This window comes from Cellvibrio japonicus Ueda107 (assembly GCF_000019225.1).
In the GTDB taxonomy this organism is placed as follows: Bacteria; Pseudomonadota; Gammaproteobacteria; order Pseudomonadales; family Cellvibrionaceae; genus Cellvibrio; species Cellvibrio japonicus.
Window position 1 is genome coordinate 351334 of sequence record NC_010995.1, and the last position, 13160, is coordinate 364493.

Annotated in this window: 9 protein-coding genes; 3 read left to right on the forward strand and 6 right to left on the reverse strand. The window is 53.7% G+C overall.

All coding sequences use genetic code 11. The features are described from left to right. Nucleotides 1-31: 31 nt before the first annotated feature. Nucleotides 32-1789: a peptidase domain-containing ABC transporter gene (locus CJA_RS01360; RefSeq protein WP_012485956.1), complete on the reverse strand. Its 1758-nt coding sequence runs from the start codon at nt 1787-1789 to the stop codon at nt 32-34. Further along, nucleotides 1789-3069 (reverse strand): HlyD family secretion protein, encoded by a 1281-nt coding sequence (locus CJA_RS01365; RefSeq protein WP_148208776.1) that lies wholly within the window; start codon nt 3067-3069, stop codon nt 1789-1791. Before CJA_RS01365 ends, CJA_RS01360 begins: the two co-directional genes overlap by 1 nt. A 589-nt stretch (nt 3070-3658) precedes the next feature. On the opposite strand from CJA_RS01365, the gene CJA_RS18495 reads away from it, so the two are divergent. Next, nucleotides 3659-5053 (forward strand): carbohydrate-binding protein, encoded by a 1395-nt coding sequence (locus CJA_RS18495; RefSeq protein ID WP_238526805.1) that lies wholly within the window; start codon nt 3659-3661, stop codon nt 5051-5053. Nucleotides 5054-5143: 90 nt separating this feature from the next. Next, on the forward strand, nt 5144-5884 hold the full coding sequence (locus tag CJA_RS01380) for a hypothetical protein (RefSeq protein WP_148208777.1): 741 nt from the start codon (nt 5144-5146) through the stop codon (nt 5882-5884). Between the two features lie 21 nt (nt 5885-5905). Here the strand turns inward: CJA_RS01380 and CJA_RS01385 are convergent, their stop codons facing one another. The 4 genes from CJA_RS01385 to CJA_RS01400 form a co-directional block, all read right to left on the reverse strand. After that, nucleotides 5906-7285: a sensor histidine kinase gene (locus CJA_RS01385; RefSeq protein ID WP_041550872.1), complete on the reverse strand. Its 1380-nt coding sequence runs from the start codon at nt 7283-7285 to the stop codon at nt 5906-5908. Nucleotides 7286-7477: 192 nt separating this feature from the next. After that, nucleotides 7478-7996 (reverse strand): ester cyclase, encoded by a 519-nt coding sequence (locus tag CJA_RS01390; RefSeq protein WP_012485961.1) that lies wholly within the window; start codon nt 7994-7996, stop codon nt 7478-7480. 103 nt (nt 7997-8099) lie between these two features. Next, nucleotides 8100-9110: a LacI family DNA-binding transcriptional regulator gene (locus CJA_RS01395; RefSeq protein ID WP_041551874.1), complete on the reverse strand. Its 1011-nt coding sequence runs from the start codon at nt 9108-9110 to the stop codon at nt 8100-8102. A 54-nt stretch (nt 9111-9164) separates the two neighbouring features. Then, nucleotides 9165-10418, reverse strand: a complete 1254-nt coding sequence (locus CJA_RS01400) for an MFS transporter (protein WP_012485963.1) — start codon at nt 10416-10418, stop codon at nt 9165-9167. 327 nt (nt 10419-10745) lie between these two features. Here CJA_RS01400 and CJA_RS01405 point away from each other — a divergent pair, with 327 nt between their 5' ends. Beyond that, complete coding sequence (locus CJA_RS01405) at nt 10746-13082, forward strand: TonB-dependent receptor (RefSeq protein WP_012485965.1); 2337 nt, start codon at nt 10746-10748, stop codon at nt 13080-13082. Nucleotides 13083-13160 lie beyond the last annotated feature (78 nt).

A 13160-nucleotide genomic window follows, 5' to 3' on the forward strand; every position in this document is an offset into this window, starting at 1 on the left:
GTCTCCGGTCTGTGAGCCACTAATATCCTGGTTATGGCAAGTTCCTTTGCATCACACCAGCAATATGGCGGCGGTAATCAAGAACTTGCTTGAGGGGGCGATCATCAATCAGGATTTCGCCTTCTGTAGGCTGCAGTAAACCCATCAGGCATTTGAGCAGGGTGGTTTTTCCACAGCCACTGGGGCCGGTGATGGCGACTGTTTCACCGGGTTCTATGATGAAGTTCAGGTTTTGAAACGTTGGCCCCTCAGTTTCGCCATACTGGAAGCTGAGATTTCGCACTTCAATTTTTCCGGCAAGTGGCCGTGTGGATGATTGGCTTGGCAATAGATCATCCTGTTCTTCAGTTTCGGTAAATACGATATCGGATAGACGATCCAGGTGCAGACCGAGCATTTTCAGTTCAATCCATGTAGCAATCAGTGTATCCATGGAGCTAACAAAGCGGCTTTTGTAACTCAAAAAAGCGTAGAGCATACCTACTGAAAAAATATTGCCCATAACAGCGGTAGCAGCAAAGTAAATCACCAGCAGATTTTCGATGCCAAAGAGCAAGCGGTTTATCGTGTCGTAACCAATATTCCAGCGGGTGATGCGTATTCCCTGGTTGATAGTATCGGCCAGACGGTTTTGCCATTGCCCTTGGCGATCATTTTCGCGCTGAAACAGTTTGATTGTTTGAACCGCACGCACGGATTCCATAAAGTGGGTATCGTGTCTGGCTTGGGCAATAATCTGTTCTTCGGTCAGCAGTCGTAAGGGTTTATAAAGTGCAAAGCGCAAGGCAGCGTAGAGCAACACCACAATGAGCACTAATAAGGTGAGTTTAATGCTGTAAAAGAACATTACTGTTAGGGTTATGACGGCCATAATGCCATCTACCACAGCTGCTACCAGGCTGGTGGTAAGCAGCTCTCGCACATTCTGTAAGGAACCAAAGCGAGATACGACATCTCCCATATGGCGAGTGGAAAAGTAGCTCATGGGCAGGCGAATCAGATGGCGGAACAGGTTAGCCGCCATTTGTATATTCAAACGGCTGGACAGATAAAGCATCACCCATTGGCGTAGTACATGGGTACCCGTCTCTATTAATAGCAGCAGCCCGAAACCCAGGGCCAGTACCAGCAACAGGTTGTCATCATTTCTGAGGATAACGTCATCGACCACCGTTTGCATGTAATAGGGGCTGATAATGGCAAATACTTGCAATAGCAGTGACAGTACCAGTATCTGTAACAGACTGCGTTTTAAACCGCTAATACGTGACCAGAAGTGATGTAGCTTCAAGTGTTTTCTTGTGTCTGCTACTTCGAATTTGCTGGTGGGTGTTAGTTCGAGGGCGATGCCGGTGAAGTGTTTATCAAATTCCTCTTTTGTTAGCGTTTTCTCTCCGCTTGCCGGGTCGTGGATAATCGCTTTACGACTTTTTACTGCTTTCAGTACCACAAAATGGTTTAAGTCCCAATGCAATACACAAGGCAGTTGAAGTCCTCCAAGGGAATCTGAATTTAATTTCAGCGCGCGACCTGCCAAGTGCAGTCGTCCTGCCATCTCCATCAGGTTTTTCAGGTTGGTGCCGTGACTGGATACTTGAATCCGTTGTCTTAGGTATGCCAGATCAGTTTCATAACCATGGAAACTGGCGATCATGGCCAGGCATGCTAATCCGCATTCGGCCGCTTCGGTTTGATGAATCATCGGCAGGCTGTGAGCACCACTGAAATTCAACAGTTGATCGGGGCTCGTTGCTGTTTGTTTTACGCTTTGCTCCGGTGACATATTCATTACAGGCGCCCTTTCAAACTATAGATGGGCTCCAATAGCCATTGCCATAAACGGCGCTCAGCCAGTTCTACGTCAGCTGTTAATGTCATACCGGACCTTAGGGGGATTGATTGCCCATAGGCATTTACCCCTTGCTCATACAAACGGGCTTCAACCCGATACACCGGCTCTTGCAAGGTGACTGGGGTGTTTAGCAGCTCACCTGGCAATAAGGGTGTTTTTGCCACACTCTCAATCTCACCTTGATAGAGACCAAATTTCTGATAGGGAAAGGCGTCGTAGCGAATATCCAGGCGCTGCCCTGATGCAATAAAACCCGCTGCTCTCACCGGCACCAGCAAATGAGCGACTAAAGGGCTGGCACTATCAGCCAATGTTAATAAGGGCACAGGATTTGTCGATGAGACAAATTGACCTTCACGAGCTTGCAGGTTATTCACGATACCTGCGCGTGTAGCGGTAATGATATGGGCGCGCTGACCTTGCAATTGAGCAATTTGCTGGGCAAGTTCACTCATCCGTGCTTGCAATTGATCCAGGCTATTAGCAGCTTCCTGTGCAAGTAGTCGAAGGTCGGTATGGCGCTGAGACAGCAAATCTTTCTGATTGCTGATTTCCCGTAACAGGCCTTGTTTATCGCTGCGTACAGAAAGTTCTTGGGAGAGTACCTGATCGTACTCCAGGCGAGAAATATGTCCTTTTTCAATCTTGGGACGATAGCGTTCGATTTGATTTTTTATCAGGATGTGGCGAGCATCTAGTGTAGCCAATTGTTCATCCATCAGGCTCAGGTTGTGCTTAATGGATTCAATCTGCCGCCGCAGACTGTTTTCTCGATCCTGCTGAGTTCGGTCTGCGCGCTCAATTTGTTCTGTGAGCAAGCGACGCTGGCTTTCATATTCTTCCAGCAGGCGACTTTCGAGGTTGCCACCATCGGCTAATATCCTGTCGCCATTGATAATTATTAATGGCTGGCCTGCTTGTACCTTATCACCTTCTTTCACCAGGATTTTCTTGACTTGACCGGATGCTTCCGGGTACAGCCTGACAACCCCGGTGGGTGGTTCTAACCAGCCAACCACCGTTTCTTTTCGCGCATAAGTACTGGTAGTAAGCCAAACAGCTAAGGCCAGTAACCAAACCAGCAACAAAGCAATCAATACAGAGTGGCTCACCTGCGGCAGAAGCAGTACATCACCGTGCAACCGGTCGCTTTTTTGTTTGATGACTTGCTCTCGAAAAAGCGGAGCTTTCTGAGTGGGAGAACATTCGTTGTTCATGGAGAATTTATCAATTCCTTGTATTGCCATTAGCATCGGGTGCCAGGCCTGCCAGTTAACAATGGCTATTTATTGTTCTTCCGCAGGACGCCACTCATTGGCGCCCATATTTTTAATTTAAACGACTATAACTTCTCGAAGCAGTAAAAACAAGCGACAGCCAAACTCGGAATGTTGACTTACCGCACATCTTGAAAAATGCGAAGAGAACAGGGTTTGGGAGTCATGCTTGCAATCGGATGTAGATCAGAGCCCACCTTGGAAAGACATTTCAATCAGGCGGACTGCAGAGCAGGGCGTTCCACTTTTTTCTGGTACACCATGAAGGCAGGTGTTCGATACCCCCGCTGAATTTTCCCCTGTGTTCCAGATACATGCTGATCTCCACTGGCCTGTGACGTCGATTTGAATGCGGGAGGTGGTTCTGAATTAGGTTTTCCGAAAATCGAACCTTCACTCCCACACTCCCACTTTACCGGTCATCAATTGGCACTTTTACGAGCGCAGTTAGGGAATTAGAGTCGTGGAGGCGTGAACGATACAGGTTCTGCAATTTCACTAACACAATAATGCTAAGAGGGAAATAACGATGTTCAGCAAGCTAAAAACCATAGCGGCAAAATACATGTTTACGGTGGCGACAGTCAGTGCACTGGCTGCTGGTAACGTCCAGGCGGCAACCGTGGATCTATTGGTTCTCTACGATACCTATTCAAAAAATTATTTTGGCGGTGATCCGCAGACAGCGATGAATAACTGGGTTAACCAGATGAACGCCGCGTATCGCGATAGCCAGATTGATGTGCAGCTGCGGCTGGTTGGGGTGCGTGAAAATAATCTGGCTGGGGCGGATATGGGGGCGGTCCTGGGCAACCTGCGGGTTAATGCCAATGCGATTGCGCTGCGCGATCAATTGGGGGCCGACTTTGTATCCCAGTTGCATGAAAGGGGGGCTTGCGGTGTGGGCTATGTCGCCGTTGACCGGAACTGGGCCTGGAACGTTACCGGGCCCGGTTGTGGTCCGATGGTGATGGCTCATGAACTGGGTCACAACATGGGTTTGAACCACTCGCGCAAACAGGGTGATACCAGCGGTGCCCGTTTCCGCTACGGGGTTGGTTATGGTGTGCAGAATGTGTTTGTGGACATCATGGCCTATGAGGGCGTGTTCAATACCACGCGTGTCAATCGTTTCTCCAACCCCAACCTCACTTGTCGCGGATTGCCCTGCGGGCTTCCGGTCGGCCATGCGGAGGAAGCTTATGCCGCCCTGGCTATTCACAATGTGCGCGATGAAATAGCCGCATTCCGTCCCACGGCTGGTTCATCCGGGCCGGTACAGGTTTCGCAGCATTGCAATTACGAGGGCTATACCGTTGGTTTACCCGTCGGGCAATATACCCTCAGCCAATTACAGGCGCGCGGCATTCTGAATGATGATGTGTCCTCGGTGCGGGTGCAAAGCGGTTACAGCGTCACCCTGTACCAGCATGATAATTTCACCGGCAATTCCCTGGTCAGGACCAGCAACGATAGCTGCCTGGTAAGTGCAGGTTTTAACGATGCGGCGTCATCCATCATCGTTTCTACCACGGGCAGCAGTTTTAATTTGTTGATCCAGGCGGAAAATTATTTTTCCAGCAATGGTGTCCAGTTAGAAAATACGACGGATACCGGCGGCGGTCAAAATGTGGGTTGGATTGATACCAATGATTGGATGGCCTATAGCGGTATCACTATTCCAACCTCAGGTACCTATACCGTTGAATACCGGGTTGCCAGCCAGAGTGGCGGCGGCCGTTTATCACTGGATTTAAATGGCGGCAGTATTGTGCTGGGTGAACTGGCAGTGCCGTCCACTGGCGGTTGGCAAAACTGGACGACTATTTCGCACACCGTGAATATCAATGCAGGTACTTACAACCTGGGTGTATTTGCCAAGGCAGGTGGCTGGAATCTTAACTGGATTCGCATCAGGCGCTAGGTGATTTTCGTCGCTATCCCGCCATCCGTACCGGAGGTAAAACCTGCCTGTACGGATGTTCCCCTCTTCACTTCTTTTGCAGAGAACACCATGAATAATAAATATCTGTTTGCACTTGCTATCGCAGTTACCGGTGTGGCGGCGGCCTGGTATTTTTCCAAGCCGCCGGCAATGGCGCCTTTACCTGTCCCGGCTACGTCTTCGGCAGTGAAGACAGTCGCGCCGGCAGGTGTCGATCCCGCGCCGGAAAACACTGCCATGGCAACTGCTGTGTCCTCAGTCGCGGCACAGCAGGTGATACCTGAAACCTTACAGGAGCGTCTTGACGCTATCGCAATACGTCGTCCTGAGTTGCAGCTGGATGTGGAGACGGTGCAAACCAAAATAGCGCAGCCGATCGCCTGGACACCGAGCGAAAAAATTCCACAGCACCTGCCATTAACCGCCGAGGAATTGAACGATGGACGACAGTTTATCGCTTTGGATGATTTGAAAATCGAAACACTCATGCCTGGCGATAGTGTGGATATCCAGATGCCCGATACTAAAAATACCTTTGAGGTGGTGATCGATAAGGTCGAAAAACATGATTACAACAGCATTAGCTGGTACGGCCATATCGAAGGTGCCGACGGCCAGGATTACAGTGTCAGCTTTACCCGCGGTGCATCCCTGACCGTTGCCGGGTTTGATACACCCGATGGCCACTATGTGTTGCAGGGACATGGCAAGGATGGCTGGATTGCTTCCAGCGGCTTGCTATATAAGCAGGACACCAGTGTGACAGATGCTATTTACCCGGAGGATGTGTTGGATGCGCATGAACACTAAATCCATGCGCGTTTAGAAACATTACGCCATCGGCAACTGGATATGGAAGCTGGTGCCGTTTTCCTCGGTGGAGGTCACCGCCATCTGGCCGCGATGGTGTTCGGTAATGATGAAGTAGGAGTAGGACAAACGCTGTTCTGCCGGGTAAGTGTGTGATGAATGGTTGGTGAGTGAAAAATAGGGTTGGAAAATATCCAACTGCTCTTCTGCGCTCAAACACTTACCGTTGTGGTGAATCTTGATCCACAGGGTTTCGTAGAACTCACTGATTTCCAGGTCGATGACCGGCTCAAAGGTGTCGCGCTGGGCATAGGCATTGAGTGCGTAAAACGCGCTGCGCATCACGCGCACAAAAACCTGCTGCAATTCAGCGGGAAAGCAGGGGATTAACGGCAGCTTATCCGCGTATTGGCGATGGATGTTGATGTCTTTGAAGCTCAGGCCATTGCTATCGGTAAACAGGTTACCTGCCAGTTCAATGGCATGATCCATGATAGGCGCAATAGCAGCAGGTTGTTTGCTGTCGCGATGCGCGCGCGCCAGGTCCAGCAGGTTGTGTGCAATGGCAGTAGCCTGGTGCGCGCTTTGGCGGACAGTTTCCACTTCCTGCAATAAAAACTCCTTCACTTCGCCAAGGTCGGCGGCTTCGATTTCCTGGCGCGCGCTGGAGACGCGCGAAAAAATATTGTTGATTGGCAGGCTGATGTCATAGGCCATGGCCGATGCCAATTCACCCATGGCCGATACCTTATCGCGCTCCGCCAGTTTGGTTTCCGCATTCACTTGTTTGGTGACGTCGGAGACCAGGATCACAATACCGGTTTCGTTATCCTCACCCAGGGCGTAGACGGTGATATCAAAACTGTATTGGCCGCGCTGGTGGTGTTTGAGTTGCAGGGTTTGTTTGGTGGCCAGCACCTGCTGCACCTGCTCGGGTGTCAGGGTGATGGCTGAGTAGGCCTTCCACAGGTTTTGCCCCAGTACATCGGCAATCGGGCGTCCGGTAATGGATTCGGCCACCCGGTTCCATTGGGTAATTTCCAGTTGTTTGTTTAAACCGATCAGCATCACCGGCATGGAGTCCACAATACCGGTGATATAGGCCTCGCGCTGGTGCAGGTTTTCATTGCTTTGCTGCAATTGCGCTGTGCGTTCAACCACGCGCTCTTCCAGGGTGGCTTTCATGTCCTTGAGCGCGCGGTTGTAGCGCAGGGCGCGCAGGTGGGCGCGCACCAGGAAGCCGAGCACTATGGCCAGGGTAATGATCAGTATACCGGCAGAGGTGTTGGCGACGTATTGCCAGCGGGTACTGCCGTCTTCGTTGCGGAAGACGGCAAACATGTCGGCTTGGGCGTGAGTGTGGATGCTCAAAAGCGCCAGCAGCGCCATCAGTTGCTTCATGGGGAACTCTCTGGTGGATGACAGGTGGGGCTTGGCAGCAAGCCTTTGTAAAAGGGATCTTGCAGACAGTCTAGCCAACCCCGTAAAAATGGCGGCGATTTTACCGGAATCTGGCCCGGCCCGTAACGTGGTATTACCGGAATGGGGCTGTTTGTGAATGTTTGAGGTACCGGAGCGTCTTTGGCGAGCGGTTTATCGCAGAGGATGCTCCTGTTGTTCGCGCGGCAGGTGCAAGCGATACACGCTGCCGGTGGTGGTTGTCAGGCTGATGCGTTTATCGCAGATCCACATGTCTGTTATCACCTCCGCCTCCGTGCGCACCATCAATTGCGCGCAGAGTTGCAATTGGCCGCCAGTGGCCGGTAATCCCATAAATTCTTCCCGATGTCGCCCGCGTACACAAAATTCCACCGTCGCCTGCTGTGCAGTACCGGGCAGTTCTTCGATGGTTAATTGCGGTTCGGCAAACACTTCCAGCAGGTAATTGAAAAAGCCGAACAATTCCTCGCGATTGTGCGGCGTGAATTCGGGAAAGCCAACACAGCGAATGTGCGGGTGAATTTGCTCCTGGAAATCCTGTGCACTGCCGCACAGGGCCGCTTTTAACAGGGCGCTCACCCGGGCGGATTCCGGCGCTGGAGTGAGTGGCGTTGGGCGGCTGGGTGACCGGGGCGAGCGGCAAAAAGGCAGGAAAACAGAAGAGAGTGACATGGCAGGCTCCTTGGTCATATGACGATGGGATTTTCAAGCTTGCCACTAGGTTAAGGTCAACCCCTGACAAAGGCTGTCAGGGGAATTGACCGGCGGGTTGTAATCAGGAACTCCTGACTACCAATTCGGTTTTCAGTTGTTCCGAGGTGACTGTGTCGCCATTAACCCGTGCGAGGATTTTTTCTACCAATAATTGCCCTCCGCGATGTATATCCTGGCGGATGGTGGTGAGTGGCGGGGTGAAGTAGGGGGCCATGGGAATATCGTCGAAGCCCACCACCGATACATCGCGCGGGACATCCAGGCCATGGGCTTGCAAGGCTTTGATGGCGCCCATGGCAATGTTATCGCTGGCGGCAAAGATGCCATCGAAATCGAGCCCTTGTTGCAACAGGGATTTTACCTGTGCATAACCTGACTCAATGGAAAACGCCGATTGTCGATGGCGCTCCTGGGTTGAGTGTCCGGCTTGGGTAAGCCGGTCAACATAACCTTGAAAGCGCTGTTCGATTTCCGGGTGGGTAATGTCGCCGAGGAATACCAGGCGCTTGCAGTCGCGGCTGAGTAAATGGGTGGCGGCAAGCTGGCCACCCTGGTAATTATCACTGCCCACGACGCAGTAATTGCTGTCACCGCGCGGTGCGCCCCAAACGACAATGGCATCGCCCTGCTCGTGCAATTGGCGCAGGGGCTGGTCGTCGCGGCCGGCACCGATCACGATCAGGCCATCGGAGCGCTTGGAGCCGAGCAAATGGGCGTGCCAGTCATCGCTGGTAATGGCAGGGCTGGAAAACAGCAGGCTGTAGTGATGGCGGTGCAATTCATCGGCAATGGCGCCGATCATGTCCATCATAAACGGGTCGGAAAAACCCTGGCCGTCGCGCACCTCGGCGTTAATCACAATCGATATGGCGTGGCTGCGCTGCAGGCGCAAGTTGCGCGCCCCGGTATTCAGCTTGTAATTCATCTCGCGCGCCAGCGCCTGGATTTTTTCGCGCGTTTGCGCGTTGATCATGGGGTTATTGTTGAGCGCGCGTGAAACGGTGGATTCAGCGACCCCGGCGCGACGGGCAATGTCCGCAATGGAAACCGGTGGCAGGGATTTGCTGGGCATGGGTACATCCAAAAAAACCATGATTGTCATGCCATGGTATGAAAGCCGTTGCGTTTATACAACAGGTGCCGGCACAGGTTCGCGTGTGCGACGGCGCAGTTGGAAGAGCAACAGCAAAATAATCGCCATGGGAACCAGTGCCAGATAAAACGCTGTCTGGCCACTGAAGCGACTGAACATCATACCGGTAATCATTGAGCCGGTGGTGCCTCCCAGCGCGGAGAACAGAATAATCAACCCGGCCATGGATGACTGCTGCTGGCGTGGCAGGGCGCTGAGTACCACGGAATTCAGGACCGGATAGATGGGGGCCATAAACAGGCCAATCAGCGGGAATAGATAAGCCACCAGCGGCAGGTTGAACCAGTGGGCGCGGGGATCGGCCTCCACCTGGTGGGACAGCGGCAAGGTCAGCAACATCAGGGTGGCCATCGCCAGCACGCAGCCGCTGAGCAGCCAGTGCCAGGGAATATGCTTGAGCAATTGGCCGGCGCCCAGCCGACCCAGCGCCAGGCTCAGGGCAAACAGGCTGGTGATTTGCACGCTGATGCTCGCCGGTAATTTCAGCACCTGGTTATTAAACGTCGGCAGCCAGCTGCCAATGCCCTGCTCGATCAGGACGTACAAAAACAATGAGAAGACAAAGGTGTACACCAGCGGACGCGCCGCCAGGCGCAGCATAGCGATAAAGTCATCCAGCGGACGCGCCCCGTCATCCCGCGCCGGGCGATCATCAAAGCGCACCGCCATCATCACCAGCAGGTTGATTCCGCAAATAGTCGCCAACAGCCAGTAGGTATCCAGCCAGCCCAGGCTGGCTGGGTTTTGGGCATCGATAAACGCGCCGAACAGCCAGTAGCCGGATAAAACCCCGAGCATAAATATGCCTTCAATGGTGTTCATCAGGCTGGCGTGGTCCTGTTTGTCCCGGGTGAGCAGGCCGATGCTGGCGTAGACCGATACCTTGACCAGCGCAAAGGCGGCGCCCACACACAAAAAGAATAGTTTGCTGGCCCAGAACTCGCGCAGCAGGGGCATAGCCAGGCAGGCAGCCACCACCACTGCCAGGGCGATCATCATGGCGCGGCGATAGCCCAGGCGCGGCAGCAGGGCGGCGACAAAAAACGAGACGATGGCAATGGGAATATCCTTAAAGCCCTCCAGGACAGCGGCACTTTCCTTGCTGATCCCAAAGCTGTTGATCGATTGCAGGATGACTATCCCCACGCTGTTGAGCAGCAGCCCAAACAGGAAGTAATTGAGCATCAGTACCAGGGCAATCAGGCGTTGGTGGGGGGCAAGGGGCATGGTGAAGATCTCGTCAAAAGCGTTTCTTATGAAATTATTGGCCGCTTCCCGGATTTGTGTTGCTCAAAAACCGGGCGGATTTGCCATCATAGCAATATCCGATTGGTTTGCAATCGATTGCGGTAAAAATAAACGCCTATAGAAACATTATGAATTAAGTGATCGATTACATATCAGCAATCGATTGCAAAAAGAATTGCAATCGATTGCTAAATAAAATTTTATCACCTAGCATAAAAAGGCGATGCGGTAATGCCCGGCGGTTGCTGTCTTCACCCGGCTCCGCATTGACTAACAATAACTACCCCCTATGGGAGGAGACACACCATGAACAAACACCCTCTGGCTCATGCCCTGGCCACAGTTAATCACCAGCGTTATTTTCCACAGGTTATCAGCTCCCTCGCCCTGGCTCTGCTGAGCCTGCCGGCCCTGGCGCAGCCGGGGGCGGCCGGGCCCGTCGAGGAATTGATCGTCACCGGCACCCCCGGCGGTGCCTCGGTGCGCAGGTTCGATGCCAGTTTTGCCATCTCCACCGTCAGCGACGAGGAGATCCAGCAGGTAGCGCCCGCCAGTACCGCGGATCTGCTCAAAACCATTCCCGGTGTCTGGGTGGAAAGCTCCGGCGGTGTATCCGGTGCCAATATCTTTGTGCGCGGCCTGCCCAGTGGCGGCGATGCGGATTTTGTCACCGTCGCCATCAACGGCCTGGCGCTCTACCCGGCGCCGACCCTGTCGTTTATGGAAAACTCCACCCTGTTCCGCGTCGATGAAACCATCGCCCGCCTCGAAGGCCTGCGCGGCGGCCCCAACCCGGTCTACTCCAATGGCCAGGTGGGTCTGACCACCAACTTTATCCTCAAGGAAGGTGGCGAGGAGACTGAGGGCACGGTGCGCTACACTACCTCGGACTACGAATTGCAGCGTATCGATGCGGTGATCAGCGGCAAGCTGGATCAGGATCTCTACTACATGATCGGCGGCTACGTCAGTTCTTCGCCCGGTGTGCGCGACGCCGGCTTCAATGCGGAAGAGGGCCACCAGATCACCATCAATATCACCAAGATCCTGGATAACGGCAAAGCCAATATCTTCCACCGCAGCACCGATGACCACGGCACCTGGTATCTGCCGGTTGCACTGGATGTGGATGGGATAAAAACCGGCCTGGATGCCAGCTACACCCAGGTGGGGCAGGCAAACCGCCTGGTATTGGTGCCAATCAGTGGTGCCGATGGTGAAGGCGGCTCGGAAACCCGCTGGGAATCCTTCGATATGGGTGAGGGGCGCGGCTGGAATGGCAGCGTTACCGGCGGTGCCGTCGAGCTGAACCTGAACAACGACTGGACCTTTACCGACCGTTTCAGCCTGACCAAGGGTGCCGCCAATACCCTCGGGTTTGTGCCCCAGGGCGCGGCTGTCAGCCTGGGCAGCCTGAACGGCGGTGCAGCCGGTGAAACGGTATCTGGCGCGGCGGTAGCCGCCGATGATCTGGTGCAGCAATTCGGCCCCTGGGTGGTGATGAAAGATATCAAGGCGTTCAACAACGACCTCAGCCTGGCCAAGCGCTGGGAGAATTACAAACTCACCCTCGGCTATTACACCTCCAGCTGGGAAGTGGATGAATGGTGGTCCATCGGTAACCAGAAGTGGTATCGCCTGGGCCACAACGGCGAGATGATCAGCCCCGCCAGTATCAGCGATGCCTGCCAGGGCCCGGAGGTGGCCACGTGCAGTTGGAAATACGATGTGGACGCCCTGGGCGATGCGCGTGAAAATGCGTTTTATATCGCCGGTGAAACCTATATCGGCGATGTCACCCTCGACGCCGGTGTGCGCGTCGTCAATCGCAAGACCCACTATGCGGTAGATCACACCACAGACGATGATGGGCCGCGCGATGGCATTACCGATTTTGTTGCAAGCGCCGATGAGGACAAAGTCTCCTACACCGCGGCGGTCAACTGGAATTTCCGCGATGATATGGGGGTGTTTGTGCGCATTAACGATGGCCACAAATACCCGGACTTCGATGCCTATCGCGATTTCCGCGGCGATTACAACAATGGCTCGGATCTGGTTATCGATGTCAGCCAGTTTGAGCTGGGTTACAAACTGGCGCGCGACAACTACTCGCTCTACGCCACGGCCTTTTCCAACAACACCAAGGGCCAGCCCTTCTGCGATGTGGGCGGCGCAAGCTGTGATCGCCTGGAAACCAAAGCGGTGGGGGTGGAACTGGACGGCAAATTGTTCCTCGGCGATTTTGTGCTGGATCTCAACGCCACCTTCCAGGAGCCGGAAATCGATAACGGCGAATTGGCCGGCAATCAGGTGTTGCGCCAGCCCACCCACCAGGTGCGCCTGACGCCCAGCTACCAGTTTGCGTTTAACAACGGTGTAGAAGCGTCTGTCTACGGCACCCTGAGCCTGATCAGTGATCGCTACGGCGATAATGCCAACACCAACAAACTCGACAGCTATACCAAGTTCGATTTTGGGGTGCAGGTGAGCGTGGACAACTTCAACGTCCAGTTGGCCGTGGATAATGCCACCGACGAACTGGCGCTGACCGAAAGCGATCCGCGCGCCGTGGGCACCTCGGCCAACGGCCGTTACATACTGCCGCGCAATGTGAAGTTCAGTGTGGGGTACAACTTTTAGGCTTGCCCGTTCGCTCAAGCAGTACAAGAGCGCTGCACCCGGGCCATCCGGTGTGGAGCGCCGATGGTTCCGGAGCAT